Raw genomic sequence first — 22,586 nt, 5'->3', positions numbered from 1 at the left:
AACCACACTGCGTAAAAACCGCCGCCCCACCCAGCTCACTGCGCAGCCCCAAACACCAGCTCAGCCCGCGTATCCCCTCGGCGCCGGACACTCAACTCCGCGTAAACCCCCACCCACCCAACAGACCACCACTCAGAACAACTGAGCAACAGCAGGTCACAACCAAGATCATTAAGCAACCACGACAGCTACGCCACAGCGGGGCCGGTCCTTGACGGACACCGCCCCGCTGATCCGACGGATCGTCAGCCCGCCCAGACCTCCGCCTCGTCGGCCGGGACGGTGGTGGCCAGGCCCAGTTCCTTGCGGGCAGCGACCGACTTGTTCGGGTCGATGTCGGTGAACGCCGGGTCGTAGGCGATGTAGAACGCGTCGGCGTCGGCGGCGTTCGCGGCCTTCTTCCAGTTCCCGGCCGCCTTCGCAAGCGTCGCGCGGAGCTTGCCGACCTCGGTGCCCTCGATGCCGTCCAGGCCCTTGACGTGTGCGTCGAGGGCGGCCGCGACGGCCTTGGCCTGCGCCTTGTAGCCGGGCAGGTCGTCCTCGACGGTGTCCTTCTCAGGCTGGTTCGCCCACAGGGCCTCGTACACCGCGTTCGAACCCTTGAGGTAGGTGCTCTGCTCGGGCTTGAGGGACTTCGCAGTGTCCAGCGAACCGGCGAACGTGCCCTTCTCCGCGGTGTAGGTGCAGCTCACCGCGCGGTCACCCGTCGCCCAGCTCTCCTTGGTCGGGGTGTAGTAGAACAGGGCGACGCCCTTGGGCAGCGCCCAGGTGTCCGGGGCGTACTTCTGTGCCTCGGCCGGGCAGCGGTTGTCCGCGATCGTCGAGATCCCGTCGTCGCCGGGGTACTCCTTGCCCTCGTCGATCGTGAACTCGCCGACGACCTGGCCCTCGTGGGCCTCATCGCAGGGCACGATCTCGACGGCGTACGCCGTCCCCTCGGCCTTGCCGTTCGGGTTGTAGCAGTCGCCGATGTCCAGTGAGAACACCGAGCGCTGGCGAGCCACCTTCTTCGCGCTGTCCTTGGCGCCGTCGACGGCGTCGGAGACGTCCGAGCATCCCACCGCGCCGATCGCGAGCAGGGCGGCAACGGCGGATATGCCGCGACGGGAACGGTACGGGGCACGGAATGCCATGACGTGCACATCCTCTTATGTGATCTTTATGAGGGTCGCGCGCATCGTATGCCATTGCTGTGGCCCGGTTGCGTCAGGCCCCTCACTCATCGCGGCGACTCTGACTCACGACGGGCCGCGAAGGTTGTATCCGGGCTGCTCGCAGGCGGGAGCCGGGACGGCCCCAGTAACAGCCCAGCGGCGCGGGCGCGTGGCGCGTGGCGGGACGCACGCAAGGGCGCAGGATCTGCGGCATGCTCATCACACCTCGACCGGGCACCGACCGCAGGAACATCCGTGAAGCACTGCGCCATGCCCTACCTCGGTCGGAAACCTGCTAGGAGCCGGACCGGAGACCGCCTTCTCCTGGCTGATGCGCTACCTAAACTGGGCAACCGTCACGGCTGGCGGCCTCCGCTGCCAGATCAGCGACGCCGACATTGACCGCCTGGTTCTCACTCGCCGCTACCAGTCCCTCCCCAGCAGCTGCGGAACACTGGCCGGCAGCGCGCAGGAACGCCTCGTGAACGGTCCAATCCAGCCAGAAGCCACTGAGCGTCTCCAGGCCTTCGAGGCGGCAGATGAAGCCCTGGAAAAGCAGATAGCGCGGTGAAACGGCCAGGAGTGCTTTGTGGTCGCTGACTCCAGCTTCTACATCCAGCCTGCCGTCGGGCCGGCCGACGCAGACCTGCACAAAGTAGTTGACGTAAGAGGCCCGGAAGCTATCCGTCTGCTGTTTCCCATCGCCGTGGTCGACGAACTGGATGGTCTGAAGGACTCCGGAAAGCACCGGGCGCGCTATCGGGCGTCGCACACCCTCGGACTCATGGACGCGGTGCTCAACGGTTCCGCCTTCGGCATCCTGCGCCAGGCGGACTTTGGCGCGCAGACCGATCAGTGGCGCGGCGAAGTCAGCGTGGAGATCGTTCTCGACCAGCCCGGACACGTACGCCTCTCCATCACTGATGACGAGATCATTGACCGCGCGGTGGCTATCCAGGCTCTCGCCGCCCGCGACGTACGGCTACTGACGTGCGATACCGGGCAGCACACCCGCGGCCGGTCGGCTGGTCTGGAGGTCACAAAGGTGCCCGCGAAGGACCCGGGCCAGAGCCTGACTGGGACGAGCAGAACAAGCTCAGAAGCTGTTTCTAACGTCCAAAGCGCAGGTCAGGGTGCCGATTACTGCTCATGCGGCAGGATAGGTCATTCCGCGAAGGCGTCACGGTGACGACGAAACTCCGCTGAGGCAGACGTGCTCCGATCTTGACCTCAAGTGCGGTTGAGGACGGAAGCTTTGGCCATGACCACGCAGACGGATCACACCGAGATCAGCATGCTCATCAGCCGCTTCTTCCGAGCCCTGGACGAGCGGAAGTTCGAGGGCGATTGGGCCCGCAGCTACTTCACCGACGACGTGCGAACGGTGACTCCTATCGGCGCGTCCGACGGCATCGAAGCAATGGAGCACACCAACGAGGCACTCGAGAGGTACGCCCGCACACAGCACATCGCCTCCGATGTCCTGGTTGACGTCGAGGCCGTCTCGGGAAGAGCCACAGCGTCCTGGAATGCGCTGATGACGCATGTTCACCACGACGCCACCCTTCAACAGCGCGGCCAAGACGCCAACCCTCTCTTCACAGTGGGCGGCTACTACGAGGCCGAACTGCGGCGCATGCGCGAGGGCTGGCGCATCAGTCGCATGTCCGTTCGGGCGATATGGACTACGGGTGAGCCGCCCGTGCTCCCCCCGGAGATCCAGCCGATGCCGGTTGCGTGACGCACCGCTGCCTGAGTGCTTGCCGTATGTCGGAAGGGGAGGTCGGGACGCGCCGCCGGGGGCATGCGGTGCTTTCGAATGGAGGCCTGAACAGGAGCCGCAGGTGGCGATCTGGTTGGTCATGTGAATTCAGAGACGAACGTCGTCACTTCGCGCGCTTGTTGTCATCAAGAACATCTCAAGGGTCCGCAAGCTGCGTACGTATCCCGATTGTGGCTGTGGCGGTTGGCGGCTTGGACCCATGCCGCTGCATGTGTCGTCGAGCTCAACCTTGGTTCATGTCTGAGGCCGCTTGTGCGGCGCCACCGCGACCGGGGACGCATGCCGAAACTGATCGCTCTGAACAAGGAGGTCTGGCCATGTCCGAGACGGTGATCGAGTGGATCGGGCAGCACGCCCATCGCCTCACCACGCTCGATTCCGAAGCCCCGTTGACCGACCTCCTACCGGTGGCCGACATCGTGCGTGATGCCCAGGTCGTAGCTGTCGGTGCCTCGACCCGCCAGGCCCACGAACTGTCCGCTCTTTCGCACAGGCTCGTCCGGTTGCTGGTCGAGGAACTGGGATTCCGTTCACTTGCGCTGGAAGGGGACGACGCGTCACGGGTCGGACTCGACGAGTACATCAGGACCGGAACGGGGGACCCGCGGGTGATGCTGTCCGAGGCCAGGTCCTTCTGGCAGACCGAGGAGATCCTCGACGTCATCCGCTGGATGCGCGCCTTCAACCGTCGGCACCCCGATGACCCGGTTCGGTTCGCCGGGGCCGCCCGCTCTCCCCAGGGCCAGACCTCCCCGCTCGACGGCCTGGCCGGCATCGAGCGGGGTCTGGCCGAGGGCGCCATCCGGTGGCATGAACACACCGCCGACAGGATCGTCTACTGGGGTGGCCTCGCACACACCGTCAACGGCAATCCGCGGACTGTCTCTCCCTCTTCCCCGCCGCTGACACACCGGAACGCGGGCAGTTACCTACGCGAGTATTTCGGGGCCGGTTATGTCTCCATCGGTCTTACCTTCCACCACGGCATGGCTCCCTACCCTGTCCTGCCCCCTCCGGCGGAGTTCGCCGACGCCGTCCTCGGAGGCACTGGGCTGGACGCCTACCTGCTGGACCTGCACACCGATGTCCCAGCTCCTGTGCGGACCTGGCTCGATACGCCAGCCAAGACGCGCCTGATCGGCCCTCACTACGACCCCACTGACAATGCCGCTTACCACCTTTCCGGTGGATCGCTCGCAGACTGGTTCGACGCCATCCTCCACACGCAAGAGGTCACCCCGGTCCGCGCCCTCTCCCATGCAAAGAGCTGAGCTTGTTCTTCAAGTGGCGTCGATGTACCTGTCCAAGAGCGTGCAGCGATAGAACAGCCGGTGGGTGCCTGCTTCTTCGTCCAGCCGGGGACGGGCTTCTTCCGAGTCAGTCGCCTGGCCATGAGGGTGATGAGTGCCCAGTTCAGGTGTGCTTCGCTGTGCTGTGGAAGGCGTTCGTAGTCGCGCGCGTTACGGCGGGCGTTCATGATCCATCCCAGGGTGCGTTCGACACGCCAGCGGCGCGGGAGCACGACGGACCCCTTTGCACGCTTGGGGCGGGAGACGGTCTTGAGGGTGATGTGGAGGAAGTCTTCGGCCCAGGTGACGAGTTGGCCGGCGTAGGCGGAGTCGGCCCAGACCTGAGTGATCTGCGGATGGGTGAGGCGAAGGCGCCAGAGCAGTGCGCGGGCGGCGTCCCGGTCCTGCATGTCGGCTGGCGTCACCGTGATCATCACGGGGAAGCCCTTCATGTCCACCGCGACGTGTCTCTTCCGGCCGTTGATCATCTTCGCGGGATCGAATCCGCGAGTCGCCCGGCTCACCGTGGATGCGCCCTTGACCGACTGCGAGTCGACGATCAGCGTGACCGGATAGGGGCATCGTCCCAGGCCAGTGCGGAGACGGCGGCGGAGCTGGTCCCGGATGTAGGTCACTACGCCGCGGCGGTTCCAGCGCCAGAAGAAGCCGTAAACCGTCTCCCACGGAGGGAAGTCAGAGGGCAGGGCCCTCCACTTGGCGCCGTCGTCGACGATGTAGCGGATGGCATCGACGATCTGACGCCGGGGCCTCGGGGTGCCCGCCGGTCTTGGTCTGGCAGGCCGGGACGGGCAGGAGCGGTTCGAGGAGGGCCCACTCGGCAACGGTGGTGTCGGACGGGTAGCGGCGACGGCGTACAGGACTCGGCATGGCGGGACTCGTCGAGGATCGAAGGCTGAAGGGGACGTGCAGGATTGCTTCGCGAGCTGGGCGAGGGTCGCGGACACGCCGGTGAGCTGGGCGGATACCAGCTGTGCCCATTCGTCGTCGGGGCATCGGATCAGGTGCGGGGCGAGCGTGCGCGTGATCATCCGGGTGAGGAGGCCGAGGACCTGGGCGAGCTGCTTCTTCTCGTACTCGATCCAGTCCGCGGGCTCGTCGGCGAACATGTAGCCGTCCCTGCGTGGCCAGATGATGGGCGTGAGGTTCTCCGCGGCGCCGACGTCGCGAAGGTGCCGGATACCGCGCTGGACCTGGGACTTCTTCAAACAGGTCGCGGCAACGAGTTGGACGGTGTGCAGGCCGGCCGGTCTTGCCTCCATCAGGGCGACACGGACCAGGTCGCCGTAGTGCTCGTCCAGCGGTCGCGGCTCCTGGCGGCGGGCCATGGCCTATTCGCCCCGAAGGAACTGGGCGAGCTGCTCGTCCAGGGTGAGCTCGCCGTTGTCGACGGCGCCTTCCAACCAGTCCGCCGCGGCGCGAACCCGGGCGATCTGCCGCCTGACGGTGTCGTGCTCGTCCTCGGTGAACTCCTGTCCCCGCAGCCGGGGGACCAGTCGGCCCAGGGTGGCCACGAAGCCATGGCAGGAGCCCACCAGGTCCAGGTACTCAATGGTGTGCTCGATCTTGCGCACGGCCGGGGTGGTCTCCCGGATCCGCTCCCGTGTCTCGGCGGAGTTGTCGAACTGGGCCCGGTTGACCAGCATCCGTGCGGTGTCGTCCCGCATCACCGTCCGGGCCACCGTCGGCCTGCGCAGCAGATCGGTCGTTACCTGCTGGGCGACCGTGTCATCCCTCGTCAGCTCCGTCACCACCCGCATCCGGTCCGCCGGAGTGACGTGCTCGGTGACCTCCGGACGCTTGAACAGGTCGGCCGCCACCTGAGCGGCGACGTCGTCGTCCCGGGTGAGGTCGGCGACGGCCTGGACCTTCTCATCGACCGTGACCGGACGCTCCACCCGCCGCCCGACCAGCCGCTTTGGGCCGTCCGGCGTCCACTGCCGCTTGCCGGTGCGCGGGTTGAACGGGGCGTCCTCGGCCGCCGCCCACCGTTCGGCGTCGTCCGAGACCGACGCCAGAATGCGGTGAACAGTGAACGACACGCCCTCCTTGCGCTTGTCCGCAGGCCAGCGGTTCGCCGTCCACCGCCAGTCCTCCACGGTCGTCCGGGCGACGCCGACGTCGTCCGCGAACATCTGCAACGACTCCGTGACAGTGAACAGGTCGTCCGTACCATTCGGCATCGACCCGCCCACCGGACGCATGGGCTCGATCTCCAGGGCCATGTCACCGAGAGCGAACTGTGCCTTCGTGACCTGCGCGATCAGCTCTTTGGCCTGAGTGACGAGCTGGTCGTAACGCTGCCGCGTGACGTTCCCGATCCGGTCAGCCATGATGGCCACCATCCCGTGCCCCAGGTCCGGCCCGGCCACCCACAATGTGACCGGCAAGGCCAGCCCGCCCCGGCCATCGACCACGGTGACGCGGGCGCGACATGCAGAGACAGAGCGCAAACCAGGGGCGCTCGAAGCATCCACCGAATGGCATCAACTCTCATGCATAGCAAGGGGTGTTGGTGAGAAACGCGAGGCGTCGCACTACGGCGTTTCCGTAACAGCGTTCCGTGACGCCTGCCGCTGGCGGCAGGCCCGTACCCGGCAGCGGTTGGAGCAGTACACCGCTGACTTCGACCGATCCACCCCCACGGTCCACGACCGGCCACACATCGGGCACTCCGCCTGTTCGCCCTGCTGCATCGCGATCACCCGCTGCCGGGTCCGCTGATGCCTCCGCCGCCTTACCCGAGGGCAGCGGATGACCGCACTCCCGGCAGTTCCGCCGGGCCTTCCCGCCAGCTCCCACGCTCCAGATCATCCGGCCGTACGCATCTCATGGCCAGGGTTCAAAAACACCTAGTCAGCGGTAACGGGACCCGCGCGATGCGCCGCCAGCGGCAGGCCGAAGCCGTCGCAGCGGAGGCGAAGACGATCCAGAAGTAGTCGTCCCCGCCGGGCAGGCGTTCCGCACAGCGCGCGGAGGTGCGGTAGCCGCACGCCCGACTACACCGGCTGACGGGATGCATCAGTCGTCCGCGAACCTCTTGATGCGCTCGAGGTCTCACCCCCAGAGGTTCCGTGCGTTGGCCTCGGCGTCTGGCGGCGGCTCCTCTGGGCCCGTCACCAGGCCGGACGCGTACAGCGTCTCCACGATGCCCTGAGTGATGGCCACCATGGGTCCGGTCCACGTGCGGTAGGAGGGGTACGGCTTGCTGGGAAGGATGCCGGCCGCTCGAGAGAGCACCCGGTCGAGGATTCCGAAGTTGCCGTACGAGATCTCCAAAATGTGCTTGATGACCGCCTCGGCGGTGCCCTTCGGCAGACCGAGTGAGGCGTCGGCTGCCCCCGCCAGGTCTTTGCCAAAAACGTCGTCGAGAGCCCGCCGGTCCGGGCGGGCCAGCGATTCTGCCGCGCCGGCGGTCCTCGCCGATGACGTCTGCGGCTTGGTCTCCTTGCCGGCCGACCTGCCGGGCGTTCCAGCCATCCCGCAGGAGCAGGTCACGAAGTGCGCATTCGAAGGCCCTGTCGTCCATGGCGGCAAGCTGAGCGAGCGTGATCCGCAGCCGGCCACCATCTGGGCTCGAACCTTCTTGGCCCGTACCTCACGCAGGAACCGCCAGGCCGCGTAGCCAAGAGCGAGCGCCGCAAGGAGGGCGAGCAGGGGCCAGAGGCGGACGGCCGCCTGCCAGGTGGCTGTAGCGAGCTTGGCAGCAGCCACAGTGCGGCGCAGGCGACAGCCGCGGCGGCGGCCTGTTCGCTGACGCCCCGGGGCGGCCGCAGCCGGCGCGAACGGCCCGGCATCAGCGGCCGTAGGAGCGGGCACTGACAAAACAGCCGGATCGATCAACGAATGCCCCGGCGCAGCCTCCAAAACTCGCCGCGGAATCGGTAGACGCCCGCCCGGTGTTCTAACGAGGGCGGCAGCAGCCGTCGGGCCTGCGGAAACCCCGGCAGACACACCGGGCTGACGCGATGGGGTACAGCATCGACGACCCGAGACACGGTGCGCATGCTGCACAGCGCTCCGCCTTCTTCACTTCGAACACATACAGAAATCGCAGGAAACGATAAAGGTTCGGTGCGCTCGGGGAGAGGCCTCCCCGCTGAGCAGCACGGCCCCGCCCTGGCCGGAGTTTCGTGAAAGGCCAGATCATTCGATCGGGGGTAGGTGGGGTCCAGCGTCACTGCGCAGGTCCCTACCCAGCAGCCACAACCTGGCCGGCCGCGACTTGGGGAGGGTTGGGGAGCAGCGAGGCGAGGTTGGCCCGGACGAAGTCCGCCGCCCTCATGGTCGACTCCTCGGCCCCGGCTTGGTCTTCGAAGACGCCGGTAGAGACCATCACCCCCTCCCCGGCGTCGACCCAGTAGTAGGCCACGAATCCGGGGACCTGGCGCAGGATAGGCACGAATCCCTCGTTCACTCGGCGTCCCGCCTCGGCAGGGTCGGTCACCCCTTCGTAGCGCCGAACTACTGCGTACACAGCTGCCCTCCTCATGGACCCCAAGATCACCTTGCGGGAAATGGCATACCCCCATCCCGCGTCTCGCGCTCACGGGACGTCGGGAGAGGGCTCGGATAGGTGTATCGGTGATCCGAACCGGGCCACAGTCGTGGCCAAGGCTGGGCAAAACCGAGGCTTCACGAAACTGCGGTCAGAGCCGCTTTCAAGAACCCCCGTCACCGCAACTCCAGGAGCCGCACCGGCTACCACGGCAGCCTCATCCCCTACCGCGACAGCTTCGACCACCCGGAAGTCTCGGTGAACCCGCTGTCCTCCGCCGCCGATCACCGCCGTCGCAGAAAACGGCCACGGTACACACCGCCGCCCTGCGCGGGCACGCCGAGCACATCGAGCAGCGCGCCGACCTGCCCACGATCCTCGCGGAGACATCCCGACAGCTCGACTTCCCCGGCCTGCCGCGCTTCCCCACCAGGCCGAACCCGTCCGCCTGGAACGCGAAGCCCGTACAGCGCTCCCCGCCCGGAAGACCGCCGAAGCCGCGTTCACGCAGCCTGGTCCACCACCAGCCCTCCATTGCCCGTGCCCCTACAGCGCTCAGTCCATGGACTCGCCTCTTGCGAAGAACCGATCCCTCATGCTTAACATACATACATGCATGTACGTAACGTCGGCCAAGGTCAGCCAGAGGGCGCCTCGGAGGGTGCCCCCCGCCGGTCGACGCAGGCCGAGCGGCGGGCGCGTACGCGGAGCGCGCTGCTGGAGTCGGCCGCACGAGGGCTGTCGCGGTACGGCTACCGCAATCTCGTGCTGGAGCAGGTGGCCAAGGAGGCCGGTTACACGCGCGGCGCGCTCTACCACCTGTTCAAGGACAAGCAGGAGCTGACCCTGGCCGTGTCCGACTGGGTCCTGGACACCTGGCGCCAGGAGGTCGGTGCCCAGATCGCGAAGGAGCCGGATCCGGTCGCGGCGCTGCTGACGCTCGCGCGGGCGCACACCGCGTTCTGCCGACGCGACATCGCGCGGGTGGCGATGGCGCTGCGGCTGGAGTTCGCCGGGCAGGACCATCCGATCGGGCGTGAGGTGGAGCAGGCCTACGAGGTGCTGCTCGCCCGCTGCGAGGGCCTGATCGAAGCCGGCCGACGCGAGGGCTCGATTCCCGACGGTCCCCCGGTAAGGGCCGTCGCACTCGCCTTCGTCGGCACGGTCGAGGGCGCCTCGATCGCGCTGGCCGGCCACGTTCCCGAGGACGGGGCGCTCGTGGCCTCCGCTGCGGCCGGCACCCTCGGACTCGACCCGGGCACCACCTACCCCTCCCCCTCGAAGGAGGCACAACCATGAGGCTCCCGGACACCGCACACACCTCCCGGCCCTGGCGGATCCACGAGATCACGCCGGACTTCCGGCTCTACGACGTCTGGGCCCTGCCGACACCCGGCGGCCCCGGCGACTTCGCGCGCCTCGTCCAGAACACCGCCGAGGGCGACACGATGAACAACCCCTCCCGACTCGCCCGCGCACTCTTCGCCCTCCGGTGGAAGCTCGGCGCGCTACTGCGCTGGGACCAGAGCGACACCGGCGTCGGCACGCGCGTGCCGACGTTGCGCGAGCGGCTGCCGGAGGACCTGCGCAGCCTGCCCCCCGGGCCGGAGTTCGACCGGCTGCCGTTCAACTCGGTCTATCTGCTGGAGCACGAGTGGGCGGCCGAGATGGCCAACCGGACCGTGCAGGCCGTGATGCATCTCGCCTGGGTGCCGGACGGCCACGGCGGACACCGCGGCCAGATGGCCGTCCTGGTCAAGCCCAACGGCCTGATCGGCAAGGCGTACATGGCGGCGATCGGACCGCTGCGGCACCTGATCGTGTATCCGCCGCTGATGCGGGGCATCGAGGAGAGCTGGCGGCGGTCGACGCCCCCGCCTTTGCAGGGGCCTAAAACATGACCGCCCCAACTAGGGCCACCGTCCCGCCTCGCGGCCCTCAGCGGTCATCTCTGAACAACCGACGGCCGGGTTGACCCAGGGACGAGCAGCTGTGATTGATGTCGCCGGCGCACGACATGCCCGTTCTGCGCACCCCTGATCTTTCACGCACACTGGTGATCCCTTCCGGGGCGAATCGATCAAAGAAGGGCGCATCCGCCTCCGCTCGGCAGGGCGACCGTGTTCAGCAACTGGTCGTCCACGCGGATCCCGGCCGACCGCCTTGGGGGGCGTCCAACGGGGTAACGCTCGTAAAGGGCGGCAGCAAGCGCGAGCATCGCGTCAGCGGCGGGTGAAGTGGTGCAGCCGGTCGGCGAGGCGCTGGTCGGGGCGCTGGACGATGATGCATGAGCCGCTCTTGATGGTGGCCAGGCGGTCGACATCCATCTCGAGGCCTTTAGTCGGGGGGGCTGGTCAGGGTGGAACCGTTCCTTCGTACGTACAGGGCGACGGTCTCCAGGACCGCGAGGAAGGCTTCGTCGGGCGCCCCGGTGTCGAGGACGTCGTCGGTGACCTCGTGCAGCCAGTGCCGTGCCTCACCGTTTCACCCAGGGCCAGGTGATGCAGGTACAGGCAGTACGCGGCGGCGCGGTGGCCGGCGCCGGCGGCGAGTTGCCAAGCGAAGAAGCCTGCGTGGGCCGTCGCGGCGACCGGTGGCGCCCACTGCCCCTCCTCCAACGCCCGCCTCGCGGCCGGTATCGCCCGCGTCCCCCGACATGCTCGCCGCCGGTGTCCCCGTCGGCCTCGGCGTCGACGGCACCGCGTCCAACGAGTCCGGCGAACTCCACACCGAACTGCGCAACGCCCTCCTCATCAACCACCTCCGCGCCCACCGCGAGACCGCCCTGAACGCCCGTCAGGCGCTGCGCCTCGGCACCCACGGCGGCGCCCAAGTCCTCGGCTGCGCCGACCAGACCGGCTCCCTGGAGCCCGGCAAGCCCGTCGACCTCGTGCTGTGGAAACTGGACACCCTCGCCCACGCCTCCATCGCCGACCCGGTCACCAGCCCTGGTCTTCGGCGCCGCCGCCCCGGTCACCGCGTCTTTCGTCAACGGCGAACAGATCGTCGCCGACGGCCGCCTCCTTACCGCCGACGAGGACGAGATCGCCCGCACCCACTCGCACCGAGGCCCACCGCCCGGCGCGGATCTCCGCTCCACCTGTTCCACGGCGTCCAGCGCGTTGTGGAGCTCAAGCTGACGGCACCGCGTGGCCGCGTCCGGCGGCAGCGGTTGCTGGGGGAGGGGTCAGTTCGATCAGGAAGTCCTGGTCGGCGGCGCCGGAGCAGCGGCCCTGGACGACTTCCGTTCCGCTCGTGGTGTCCTGGTCGCGCAGGCTCAGACACCAGTCGGTGCTGATCGGACGGATGCGGAAGTGGCTGACCGCCGACGGGCCGAAGGGCTCGATGCGGAACTGCTGGGCCTGGTTGGTGTTGGCGCAGTCGTCTCGGGGCTCAACCAGGTTCCGGCCCGGGCCTGTCAGCAGGACCGTCAGGCAGCCGATGCCGTGCTTCGGGTGGTGCCACTGGATCTGTACGAGGTCCTTGCCCACGGGTTCGAGGAAAACCCCGGGTACGACGGCATGGGCGCAGGGTCGTTGAGCGGCCACGGCGGTCTCGTAGCGGCCGGTGCGATCCCTGCCTTCGGTCACGCACAGCTCGGGTGTACGTGCGGGGTGGATTCGGGCCCAACTGCCCACGGCCAGCATGCGCAACCCGGTCACCGGGACGGCGGGCAGATCGGGCGACGGAGACACGTCGCGAACCAGACTGCAAGCCCCAAGGGTGCCGACGGCACCGATGCCAGCGGCGCTGAGCAGGCCGACCGCCCGGCGCCACCATCGCGGGGCGTGCATCGGGACGGACTCACTGCCCGCGGAGGCTTCACCCTTGTCGCCGTCATGGTCATGGGTGGGTGCGGGCTCACCGGCGGCAATACGGCGGTGTGCCTGGAGCCACTGACGTGTCTCCTCTGAGCTGCCCCGAGTTTCGTAGAGTCCGATCTTGATTGGTTCAGGCGGACTGCGGGGTTTGCTCCTGGCTGCGCCAGAAGGCTTCCTCGTACTCGGCCGGCGGCACGTAGTCGAGCGCGGAGTGAAGACGCTCTTCGTTGTACCAGGTGATCCACTGGAAGATCGCCCGCTCGACCTGGTCGACGTCCTTCCAGGGTCCCTGCATCTCGATCAGCTCGGCCTTGAAGGTGCCGTTCAGCGCCTCGGCCATCGCGTTGTCATACGAGTCCGCGACGGAGCCGACGGAGGCTGAGGCGCCGATGTCGGCGAGCCGGTCGGTATACCGAATTGATACGTATTGCGACCCGCGATCGCTGTGGTGTATCAGTCCGGAGTCCTTCTTGATCCGACGCCGCCAGAGCGCCATCTCCAGGGCGTCCAGAGGGAGTTCGGTCCGCATGTGGTTCGCGACCTGCCAGCCGACGATCATCCGCGAGTACACATCCAGGACGAACGCCACATACGCCCATCCCGACCAGGTGCGGACATACGTCATGTCCGCGACCCACAGCTGATCGGGCCGGGAGGCGGTGAAGTCGCGGTCGACCAGGTCCGGCGGACGCGGCGCCGACGGTTCCGGAATCGTGGTCCGACGCCGCCGGCCACGGATGACGCCCTCCAGGCCCAGCTCGGCCATCAGCCTCTCGACGGTGCAGCGGGCCACCCCGTGGCCCTTGCGCCGAAGCGCGCGGGTGATCCGGCGGGCGCCATAGGTGCCGCCCGACTCCGCGTGGACCTCCTCGATCAGCGGCATGAGCTGCTCGTCCCGGAGCCGGCGGGCCGACTTCGGCCGCTTCTTGCGGGCGAAGTACGTCGACGGCGACAGCTCCAGCACCCGGCAGACGGGATCGACCCCAAGGCCCCTCTCGCGCAGGTGGTCGATCACCTGCTCGGCCTCGTCCGGGGACGGTCGATCTCCTGGGCAAAAAACACCGAGGCGGCTTTCAAGATCTCGTTCGCCCGCCGCAACTCCGCTACCTCTTTCCGGAGTTGCTTCAACTCGTCCAGCTCGGCGGTGGTGAGCCGGTCGTCCCGCTCGCCGCGGTCGGCCTCGGCCTGGCGGACCCAGCCTCGCAGGGCTTCCTTGTGGATGCCGAGGTCCTTCGCGACGTGCGCGATCGGGCGGCCGGTGGTGCGGACCTCGCGAATCGCGCGCTCGCGCAGTTCGTCCGGATATTTACGGGGTGCTGCCATGGTGCTGGTGGATCTCCTTCGCCAGGACCGTAACCCTGGCATCAGGGACTCCACAAATCTCAGTACAGCTCACCTCCTCGCCGAGGCCGCAGGCGCGGGCGCGGGCGCCCGGCACGAATTCCTCACTGATCGGCCGCAGTTTTCGATAAAACGTCTCCCGCGTCGCATCGGCCACCGCCGTAAACCCGTCAGTGTCCTGCACCCCAGCCCCCGCCGCGCCCAGGCTCAGCATCGAGTACGGACCGGGAATCGGCCCGCGGCCGGCGCATGACTGCCAGGGCCGGCCGTTCTCACCGATCGCGTACGCACACTCACCGGCGGCGTAGACGTCGGGGTGACTTGCTGCTGCCCGGCCCCTAGGACTGGAGGCGCTGGTCGACGGGCGCGGGGGCCACCTCGTCGCCGCCGCGGCGCTCGGCGGCGGTCCGGACGCGGGCCCGGTGGACATGCAGCTGGCTCGCGGACCCCTCATCGGCACCGCACGGGTCTGCGGGCCGTATCGGTCAGCAGCCTGGGGCAGTTGATGTCGCTGCCGGTGTGCTCGTGGCAGTTGCCGTCCCGTCCTGGCGTTCGGTCCGCACGATTGTCCGTCGCACTCTGTCGCTGCGCATGGCCGTGAAGAGATCACGAGTCGCTCATCTGTACCGACCACGACACTGTGCTCCATCGAACGTTAGAGTGCCGTCGCTCCCCACGCCCAGCACAAGGCCATAGGAAGGCAGCGCGTTCCGTGAACCACACACACGAGTCCACCGGCTCCCCCGGCGAGCGCCGCCTGCAACACCTTCTCGGTACGGTGGACCAGGCAGCCACCTTCTACGACCGCCAAGTGCGGCCCCGTCTGACCCCGCGGATGGTGGACTTCATAGGGCGGCAAACCATGGCGTTCCTGTCCACGTCGGACGCCGGCGGAGCCTGTGACGTCACATTCCGTGCCGGTCCGCCGGGATTCGTCACCGTGCTGGACGACAGCACCCTCACCTACCCTGAGTACCGTGGGAACGGTGTCCTCGCCAGCGCTGGAAACATCACCGAGAACCCCCATATAGGCCTGCTCTTCGTTGACTTCGCCCATGATCACATCGGGCTGCACGTCAACGGCGGAGCTCGGCTCCACCGGGACGAGGAGCAGCGGCGGGCCTACCCCGGCCTTCCTGTCGACACCGCTCCAGGACGCAGGCCCGAATTCTGGGTGCACATCACGGTGGAGGAGGCGTACGTGCACTGCTCCAAGCACATTCCCCATCTCGAGCCGGCACCGCGTCCACGCCCGGGGGCCCAGCGGCCAAAGGATGCCGATTACTTCGTCCCGCGCGCCGAGCACCAGTTCCCGCCGCACGAGGGCGAGCAGACCGCGGGAACTCACAACGGATTGCTACCGGGCCGGGGCTGACCCGTGAGGGAGCCGGTGCCGCACGCAGGGCGGGCCCCGGGGTCTTCGAGGCGCCCGTCGCCGCCGGGCTTCTGCGACCACTCCCCCGCGGCCGTCACGGCCACGAACGGAGTGGCGACGGACCGACGGATTCCACCGCAGCATTCCCGTCGTTGCGGTGGCTATGGTGGGTACGTGGCGAAGTCGGCACCATGTACCGGGGCCTCCGCGCGGCAGAACGCGCGGACGGCCACGGTAGGGGCGTCACTGCTCCGGGAGACCATGACCGTCACGTGTGTGTCGACGAGCCCCTGTGCGCGCTGTCAGGGCGCCATCTCGTAGGCCCCAGACAAGGCCTCGACACGCTCCCATACGCGCTGCGAACGCGCTGCGTCGACGACGGGACGCCGGACCGCACCGAGCGCCCAGCGTTGCTGATCCGCGGTGGCGGAGTCCTTCCCGTGCAGTTCGACGGCGAAGGCGGAGAAGTCGCGGACGAGGACGGAGAACAGCTCGTCGAGCACGTCCTCGTCGAGGTCCGTCAGGCGGGCCTGCTCCAGGATCAGCTGGCCGTGCACCACCAGCGCGAACAGCTGGCCGACGGCGAGCAGGAGATCGAGGTCGCGGCTCTGCTCCTCGTCGGGGGCCGCGGTGGCGACGAACTCGCACAGGGCGTCGGCCTGCTCCCTGAAGCGGGCGACGTTCGGCACCCCGGCGTATCCGTCGTAGGCGGGGCGCCAGTCGTGGAAGCGCACGGAGCCGAGGCCACGGGCCGGTCCCTGCTCGAAGAGGAACGTGTCGTCGGCCGCGTCGAGGCGGGTCGGCACGTCGGCGAACTCCGCCGGATTCAGCAGGTGGTTGCGCATGAACTTGAGGATCAGCGCGAGGTTGACGTGGACCGTGCCCTCGAGCTTGGGCAGCCCCCGGATCTCGACGGCGGCCTGGGCGAAGTAGGTGTCCTTCTCGAAGCCCTTGGCGGCGATCACGTCCCACATCAGGTCGATGACCTTCTCGCCCTCGGTGGTCACCTTCATCTTCGTCATCGGGTTGAAGAGCAGGTAGCGGCGGTCGTCCGGCGAGGCGGAGCGGAAGTAGTCGACGGCGCGGTCGCTGAACAGCTTCATGCCGACGAGGCGGACGTACGCGTCGGCCAGCTCGCGGCGTACGTGCGGGAAGGCGGTGACGGGGCGGCCGTACAGGATGCGGTTGTGCGCGTGGGTGACCGCCTCGTACATCGCGTGCTCGCAGATGCCGATGGAGGCGGTGCAGAGGTTGAACTTGCCGACGTTGACGGTGTTGAGGGCGGCGTCGAAGGCCGCGCGGCCGGTGTGCAGGACGTCGTCCGGGCCGACCGGGTAGTCCTCGAGGCGGAACTCGCTGACGTACTTGGAGGAGTCGACGACGTTCTTCACGAGGTGATAGGCCGGGTGACGGCTGTCGGCTGCGAAGAAGACGTAGCCGTCGGGGCCCTCGATGTCGGTGCGTCGGCCGAAGACCGAGACGAGCCCGGCGGCGTTGCCGTTGCCGATGTAGTACTTGGAACCCGACGCCCTGAAGCCGCCGTTGCCGTCCGGCGCCAGCAGCATGTCGGTGGAGTAGATGTCGGCGCCGTGGGTCTTCTCGGAGAGGCCGAAGGCGAACACCTCGCCCTGGGTGAGGAGTTCCGCGGCGCGGGTGCGGGCCTCGGCGTTGTCGCTCTGCCAGACCGGTCCGAGACCGAGGATGGTCACCTGCCACGCGTACCAGTAGTCGAGACCGTAGAACCCGAAGATCTCGTTGAGGGCGGCGATCCGGGCCGTGTCCCAGCGCTGGTCCTTGTGGCCGGCGGCGGACGCCGGAGTGAGGAAGGTGGCGAACAGCCCCTCCTTGGCGGCGAAGGCGAGGAAGTCGGCCAGCCAGGCGCGGGAGCGGTAGTCCTCGATGAGCCTGCGCTTGCCGCGGTCCTCGAACCAGTCGACGGTGGCACGCAGCAACCTGCGGGTCTCGGGGTCGAACTGCGCCGGGTCGTACGTGCGTGGGTTGAAGAGGAGGGGGTCGGCCATGGGGGTCCGCCTTACGAGGGTTGAGGGTGAACGGTGCGGGAACGAAGGTCGCGGAGCCGGGCTGGGTTGACCGGCAGTTCAGCCATGCGGGTGTGGGCTGCCGAGCCAACTGAGGGTGGCGAGCACGTCGTCGAGCCAGGCGATCGTCATCCGCTCGTACGCGATGCCACCGCGCAACACAACATGCTGCAGCTCCTGACCCGCGTCGAGCAGGGTGGGGGCCGTCGGGCCGGTGAAGTCACGCAGCTCCCCGGCGAGATAGTGCGCGAGCCGGTCGCTGTGCACCTGGCGATGCCGTTCGACCTCACGGACCAGCACGGACGGGTCGTCGAAGGCCGCGCCGCGGATCTTCACCGCGAGGTCGTGCCGGATGCTCTCGGGTTCGATCGGTTCGTGCAGCCACTGGGAGAGGGCGGCGCGGCCGGCGCCCACGACGGAGTACTCCTTCTTGTCCGGCCGACTCTGCTGCGGCAACGAGCGGACGGAGAGCAGGCCATCGCTCTCCATGCGCTTGAGAACGCGGTAGATCTGCTGGTGCGTGGCGGTCCAGAAGTAGCCGATGGACCGTTCGAACCGCCGGGCCAGCTCATAGCCGGAACCCGGCTTCTCCAGCAGGGAGACGAGGATCGCGTGCTCGAGCGCCATCACTCGATCCTGCTATGCAACTCGTTGCATAGCCAAGGGCCACTGCACCGGTGAGACAGGGCTCACGCGCATGCGTCTTCGCCCTCACCACCGCCGTCTCCGCGTCTTCCGTGTCCCTCGCGCCTTCAACGCGCCGACGCCGCCCGCCCCGTGGCCCCCTCTACGTCGGCCCCGACGAGCCAGGGAACTCGGTAGTCCCCTGCTGCACTGCAGACCCGGAGCGAGGCGGCCGACCTACGCCTCAGGCCGCCAACTGCTGCAGAAACTGCGGCTTCCTTATGGGCGCTCGACTCTCGCCCACGAACCCAAATAAGGATCAAGCGGCCAAGCTGGATACTTTTGGCGCCGTTTCGATACAGGTGCCTTGTGGGCGTTCTCCTGCCGTATCAGTCATTCGTAGCCCATTCATCAAGCGGCTTTTCAGTCGTCGCAGAGTTGGCAATGGCGGGCTGTTCGACATCGTTGAAAGTCTTCACCGGATCCAGCGATCGGTTAACGATTACCAGCCGATTCCGGGACATTCCCAAGACTTCGAGAAGCGACGGGCAGCCGCCTGGGCAGCGGGCCAGCGGCCCGATCCGCGCGAGGCCCGCATCGCACGGCTGCGGGACCTCAGTCAGCGGCTCACCGGCAAGCTCGCCCGAACCCACACAGAACCCATCCAGCTCAAGGAGCGTCTCCGACTCCTCCTGTCTGCACTGGCAGCCAAGGACGACGAGCCCCATCCCCGGTCACGTCCGCTGGTGTGGTGTATCGACGGCCACTCGGTGATCTCGTTTTGCGATAGCCGTTGCGGTGGTTGACCCTCTCGTCACCGACCTGCCCGTATTCGGACTTGCGGAGGGCGTCGGCCCGCGGACATGAGCGCGTCGGCGAACGTCTTGACCATCGCGCGCAGCAAATCGGAACTCGCCCCGGCGAGGTTGTCTTCCGTGAGGGCGTGCAGGGGCAGACGGTCTGATGCCGTCATCGTGCTGATCTCCTTCGAGCCTGGGCATCTCGAAGATCAGCCGGTGGCCGTTCTTGTATCCGGACACTCACTCCGACGCCAGGACAAACACCCGGATCAGGTAGGTGCCCGTACACCACTTCTCAGACCGCAACCCGGACCTACTCCCGCACCCGCGGGGATGGTGGGGCCCGGCGAAATGCGGCTCCCGAGGTGAGGGAATGCGGGGAGCGGGGTCAGCGGGCGGTGCAACCGCCGCATGGCTCGAACACAGCCTCGCGGCGATCGACCTGCCGGCCTGGATGCGTGTCCTGCTGCTGAAGGGAGAACTGGCCACTGCCGAGCCGAAGAAGCTCCGCCATCGACTGCTGCACGCGGTCGGCGACCGGGCTGGGAGGGGCCTCCAAGGCGACGGGCAAGATCTATGGAAAGTCACCAATGTCTTGGAATGTCCCAATATCGTGACAGGTCCTCTATGGGCGTTGACGCCATCATCGCCGACCTCCCACGCTGGTCGGTAAGCAGCCCATCCACCCCCAGGAGATCATCATGGAGACAAACGCCTGGCGGCGCCTCCGGCATCTCGTCGGCGCGTCTTGCGCGGCTGCGCTGCTCGCCGGAACGGTGGGGGTGGCAAGCGCCGAGGCAGTGCCTCGGACAACGAAGGCCACGCCGGAACCGTCGAACGCGGCACCACACGAGCCCTGTACGGGCAACCACATCGAGGACGGCATGCTCGTCTGGGATCCGCCGGGCTGCACCCCGCCGTGACGTGCGGCAACCATTTTCACCAGGCCTGGTGTGGTCCGACCAGTGCTCTCACACTGTCACGAGAGGTGCCGCCCAAGGTTTGATCACTGAGCCGCAAGAACGTCCGACCGCCTGGACGCCAAGGTCCTGGCGCACCTCTTGCATACCGACATCGCCGAACACCGGCCCCTGCCCGCGAACAGCGAACTACTCAGGCCATCACCGCCTCGGCCTGCATCCGGCCGAACGCCGTCTGGGACCGCCGCCGAGCAGGCCACCGGTCAAAGATCGCGCCAACGCCTACGTGGGTCATGCGCGCTTCTGAGGGAGACGTTTCCTTTCCGGGCGGACGGCCCATACTGCTGGTCCCGCGGAATCGGCCGGGCCCAGTCCTGAGCTGTCAGACGCCTTCCCGAACGGGATCACCGACACCGAGTCCGAGACGAAGTTGGACACGTAGACCTGGCGCCGATTGCTGTCCGGCGACACCGCTACCCCCAGCGGGCCGCGGCCCACGGCGAAGGTGCGGTCCACACGGTTCGTCGCGGTGTCGATCACCGACACCGAGCCTTCGTAGTTGTTGGCCACGTAGACCCAGCGCCTGTCCGGCGACACCGCCACACCCCGCGGGCCGCGGCCGACAGGGATGGTGCGGTCCACACGGTTCGTCGCGGTGTCGATCACCGACACCGAGTCCGAGTAGAGGTTGGTCACGTAGACCCGGCGCTCATCCGGGGACACCGCTACCCCCACCGGGACCTTGCCCACGGGGATGGTGCGGTCCACGCGATTCGTCGCGGTGTCGATCACCGACACCGAGTCCGAGCCGAAGTTGGTCACGTAGACCCGGCGCTTGTCCGGGGCCACCGCGACCCCCTGCGGGTCTTTACCGACGGGGATGCTGCGGTCCACACGGTTCGTCGTGGTGTCGATCACCGACACCGAGCCCGGCACCGAGCCCGAGCGGCTCAAGGTCACGTAGACCCAGCGCCCGTCCCGGGACACCGTCACCCCCGCCGGGGTGGAGCCGACGGGGATGGTGCGGTCCACGCGGTTCGTGAGGGTGTCGATCACCGACACCGAGTCCGAGCCGTAGTTGGTCACGTAGACCTGGCGCTTGTCCGGTGACACTGCCACGTCCCGAGGGTTTTTGCCGACGCGGATGGGGTGGTCCTCGGTGCGGTTCGTGAGGGTGTCGATCACCGACACCGATCCCGAGCCCAAGTTGGCCACGTAGCCCCGGCGCCCATCCAGGGACATCGCCACCCCCTGCGGGGAGTCGCCGACCGGGATCGAGGGTGCTGGTTCAGGACCAGAGGGGCTGGACTGCGCCAGGTAGATGCCGACACCCCCAGCGGCCAGCGCCACCGCCACCACCCCCGCAATGAGCCTGGCCCGTCGGTGCCTGGATCGCGGCAGGCGGGGCCGCGGCCGGGCCTCGTCACCTTTGGGCGGCGGCGATTCCGGGGGCGGGCCGGACGGTTCCCGCGGCTCGGCCGGCGGCAGGATCTCGGTCGGCGCGGTTGGCTCCGGGGAGCACGGCGGCTTCCGGCCGGTCGGTTGCTCCGGCTCGGGCGACGGTATGACCGGGGGAAGAGCCGGTGACTGCGAAGGGGATGGGTGGGGCTGGGCGGCGATGGGGATGAGCCGCCGGGCGGCCTCGTCGCCGCTCATCCGCTGCTCCGGGTCCTTGGCCAGCAGCCCGAGGAGGACGGGGGTCAGCTCCGCCGCCCGGCGCGGCGGGAGGGGGAACTCGGACAGCACGGCGCTCAGGGTGGTGATGGCGGAGTCGCGGTCGAAGGGGCCGGTCCCCTCGAGCGCGAAGTACAGGGTGGCACCGAGTGAGAACAGGTCGCCGGCCGGGGTGGGTTCGCCATGGGCCCGTTCCGGGGCCATGAAGCCCGGGGTCCCGATGAGATCCAAGGTGGCGGTCAGGCGGGTCTCTCCGGAGCTCGGCTCCAGCGAGATGCCGTAGTCGATCAGCAGCACCTGGCCGCCCTCCGTAGAGTGGGAGGGCTGCGGGCCGGGGTGGGTCAGCAGGACGTTGGCCGGTTTGACGTCCCGGTGCAGGATGCCGAGCCGGTGCCCCTCCTGCAGGGCGTCGAGGACCGCCAGCCCGATCCGGGCGACGTCGGCGGGCGGCAGCGGCCCCCGCTCGCGCACCACCGCGTTCAGGTCCATGGCGCCGGGGACGAATTCCATGACGATCCACGGCAGACCGTCGGCCTCCACGATGTCGTACACCGTGACCACATGGGGGTGGTTGCGCAGCCGTGCAGCGTGCTGCGCTTCGCCGCGGGCCCTCTTGATCCGGGCGCTCACTTCTTCTTCTGGGATGTCCGGCGGCAGGACGATCTCCTTGAGCGCGACCTCGCACGCCAGTCGCTGGTCATACGCCTGCCACACTCGTCCCCTGCCGCCGGCGCCGAGCCGACGTAGGAGCTGGTAGCGCCCGGCGATCACGCGCCCGGCGGCCTCGTACGCTCCCGTCATGGCGCTCCCTCTTCCAGAACGGCCCAGTAGGGGTCACCCGGCGAGCGTTGAAAAGCCTCTTTCCAGGGTAGCCCGCGTATGCTCCGCGCGGCGTGGTCCGGATCATGCGAAAGCGCAAGCCGGATGCCATGCCCCCTTCCGTGGCGTGCACCCCGGCGGCTGACCGGGGTACTCGAACCACAGGCGGCACCAGCGGGCCGTCCGGGGATGCCCACCCGCGGGGATGGTCCCTGGTCGATGCACTCGCACTGGTAGACCGCGGGCTGCGCTTGCAGCCACTGGGGGTTGGTGCCGGCCGGGATATCGGTCGGCTGCTCCCCGCGCAAGCGCGGATGGACCCCCGGTCGAGGACACGGACCAGCACCAGCGCACGTGCTCCCCGCCGCGGCTATGACCCCGGCGTGTCAACGAACGTCGCTGACGATCGCCGTATGGGCGAGGTCCTGCAC

At 68.1% G+C, this 22,586-nt stretch carries 17 protein-coding genes and 3 pseudogenes; 8 read left to right on the top strand and 12 right to left on the bottom strand.

Going from position 1 to position 22,586, the window contains the following annotated elements; translation table 11 throughout:
* Positions 1-245 precede the first annotated feature (245 nt).
* The gene (locus I2W78_RS39505; RefSeq protein ID WP_196465568.1) at positions 246-1,133 is read right to left on the bottom strand and encodes a septum formation family protein; all 888 of its coding nucleotides are present in this window, start codon (positions 1,131-1,133) and stop codon (positions 246-248) included.
* A 610-nt stretch (positions 1,134-1,743) separates the two neighbouring features.
* On the opposite strand from I2W78_RS39505, the gene I2W78_RS41815 reads away from it, so the two are divergent.
* The 3 genes from I2W78_RS41815 to I2W78_RS39490 all read left to right on the top strand — a co-directional run bounded on the left by I2W78_RS41815 (position 1,744) and on the right by I2W78_RS39490 (position 4,208).
* Complete coding sequence (locus I2W78_RS41815; RefSeq protein ID WP_196465567.1) at positions 1,744-2,343, top strand: PIN domain-containing protein; 600 nt, start codon at positions 1,744-1,746, stop codon at positions 2,341-2,343.
* A 72-nt stretch (positions 2,344-2,415) separates the two neighbouring features.
* A complete protein-coding gene (locus tag I2W78_RS39495) occupies positions 2,416-2,895 on the top strand; it encodes a nuclear transport factor 2 family protein (protein ID WP_196465566.1) in 480 nt (159 codons plus the stop codon).
* Between the two features lie 359 nt (positions 2,896-3,254).
* Entirely contained in the window at positions 3,255-4,208 is a 954-nt protein-coding gene (locus I2W78_RS39490) for an erythromycin esterase family protein (RefSeq protein ID WP_196465565.1), read from the top strand.
* A 20-nt stretch (positions 4,209-4,228) separates the two neighbouring features.
* Here the strand turns inward: I2W78_RS39490 and I2W78_RS39485 are convergent.
* From I2W78_RS39485 to I2W78_RS39465, 4 genes and pseudogenes are all read right to left on the bottom strand, one after another.
* Positions 4,229-5,114, bottom strand: a pseudogene (locus tag I2W78_RS39485) (IS5 family transposase); the annotation flags it as partial.
* A gap of 461 nt (positions 5,115-5,575) precedes the next feature.
* On the bottom strand, positions 5,576-6,577 hold the full coding sequence (locus I2W78_RS39475; RefSeq protein WP_196465564.1) for a DUF6192 family protein: 1,002 nt from the start codon (positions 6,575-6,577) through the stop codon (positions 5,576-5,578).
* A 724-nt stretch (positions 6,578-7,301) separates the two neighbouring features.
* Entirely contained in the window at positions 7,302-7,958 is a 657-nt protein-coding gene (locus I2W78_RS41540) for a hypothetical protein (RefSeq protein ID WP_196465563.1), read from the bottom strand.
* Positions 7,959-8,436: 478 nt separating this feature from the next.
* Entirely contained in the window at positions 8,437-8,646 is a 210-nt protein-coding gene (locus I2W78_RS39465; RefSeq protein ID WP_307784055.1) for a hypothetical protein, read from the bottom strand.
* Positions 8,647-9,354: 708 nt separating this feature from the next.
* Between I2W78_RS39465 and I2W78_RS39460 the strand changes: the two genes are divergently transcribed.
* The 3 genes and pseudogenes from I2W78_RS39460 to I2W78_RS39445 all read left to right on the top strand — a co-directional run.
* Positions 9,355-10,041, top strand: a complete 687-nt coding sequence (locus I2W78_RS39460; RefSeq protein ID WP_196465561.1) for a TetR/AcrR family transcriptional regulator — start codon at positions 9,355-9,357, stop codon at positions 10,039-10,041.
* On the top strand, positions 10,038-10,643 hold the full coding sequence (locus tag I2W78_RS39455) for a DUF2867 domain-containing protein (protein WP_196465560.1): 606 nt from the start codon (positions 10,038-10,040) through the stop codon (positions 10,641-10,643). The genes I2W78_RS39460 and I2W78_RS39455 overlap by 4 nt, the downstream gene beginning before the upstream one ends.
* A gap of 670 nt (positions 10,644-11,313) precedes the next feature.
* Positions 11,314-11,838, top strand: a pseudogene (locus I2W78_RS39445) (amidohydrolase family protein); the annotation flags it as partial.
* A gap of 35 nt (positions 11,839-11,873) precedes the next feature.
* Here I2W78_RS39445 and I2W78_RS39440 read toward each other — a convergent pair.
* Both I2W78_RS39440 and I2W78_RS39435 read right to left on the bottom strand, forming a co-directional pair.
* Complete coding sequence (locus I2W78_RS39440; RefSeq protein WP_307784054.1) at positions 11,874-12,437, bottom strand: RICIN domain-containing protein; 564 nt, start codon at positions 12,435-12,437, stop codon at positions 11,874-11,876.
* 256 nt (positions 12,438-12,693) lie between these two features.
* Positions 12,694-13,886, bottom strand: a protein-coding gene (locus I2W78_RS39435; protein ID WP_196455809.1) for an IS3 family transposase whose coding sequence is annotated in 2 segments (ribosomal slippage) — positions 12,694-13,622 and positions 13,622-13,886 — 1,194 coding nt in all. Because the reading frame shifts where the segments join, the coding sequence is not laid out codon by codon here.
* Positions 13,887-14,616: 730 nt separating this feature from the next.
* On the opposite strand from I2W78_RS39435, the gene I2W78_RS39430 reads away from it, so the two are divergent.
* Positions 14,617-15,279, top strand: a complete 663-nt coding sequence (locus tag I2W78_RS39430; protein ID WP_196465558.1) for a pyridoxamine 5'-phosphate oxidase family protein — start codon at positions 14,617-14,619, stop codon at positions 15,277-15,279.
* A 302-nt stretch (positions 15,280-15,581) separates the two neighbouring features.
* Here the strand turns inward: I2W78_RS39430 and I2W78_RS39425 are convergent, their stop codons facing one another.
* From I2W78_RS39425 to I2W78_RS41890, 4 genes and pseudogenes are all read right to left on the bottom strand, one after another.
* Complete coding sequence (locus tag I2W78_RS39425) at positions 15,582-17,300, bottom strand: acyl-CoA dehydrogenase family protein (RefSeq protein WP_196465557.1); 1,719 nt, start codon at positions 17,298-17,300, stop codon at positions 15,582-15,584.
* Positions 17,301-17,378: 78 nt separating this feature from the next.
* Positions 17,379-17,945 carry a PadR family transcriptional regulator gene (locus I2W78_RS39420; protein ID WP_196465556.1) on the bottom strand — a complete coding sequence of 189 codons (567 nt, stop codon included), beginning with the start codon at positions 17,943-17,945 and terminating at the stop codon, positions 17,379-17,381.
* A gap of 386 nt (positions 17,946-18,331) precedes the next feature.
* Entirely contained in the window at positions 18,332-18,670 is a 339-nt protein-coding gene (locus tag I2W78_RS39415; protein WP_196465555.1) for a hypothetical protein, read from the bottom strand.
* Between the two features lie 55 nt (positions 18,671-18,725).
* Positions 18,726-18,915: pseudogene (locus I2W78_RS41890) on the bottom strand (transposase); the annotation flags it as partial.
* Positions 18,916-19,443: 528 nt separating this feature from the next.
* Between I2W78_RS41890 and I2W78_RS39410 the strand changes: the two are divergent.
* Positions 19,444-19,665, top strand: a complete 222-nt coding sequence (locus I2W78_RS39410) for a hypothetical protein (protein ID WP_196465554.1) — start codon at positions 19,444-19,446, stop codon at positions 19,663-19,665.
* 288 nt (positions 19,666-19,953) lie between these two features.
* On the opposite strand, the gene I2W78_RS39405 is transcribed toward I2W78_RS39410, so the two are convergent.
* Positions 19,954-22,137 carry a serine/threonine-protein kinase gene (locus I2W78_RS39405; protein WP_196465553.1) on the bottom strand — a complete coding sequence of 728 codons (2,184 nt, stop codon included), beginning with the start codon at positions 22,135-22,137 and terminating at the stop codon, positions 19,954-19,956.
* Positions 22,138-22,586 lie beyond the last annotated feature (449 nt).

This window comes from Streptomyces spinoverrucosus, from assembly GCF_015712165.1.
GTDB lineage: Bacteria > Actinomycetota > Actinomycetes > Streptomycetales > Streptomycetaceae > Streptomyces > Streptomyces spinoverrucosus_A.
The sequence above is the reverse complement of the archived record's forward strand: the minus strand, read 5'-3'. Positions and strand labels throughout refer to the sequence as shown.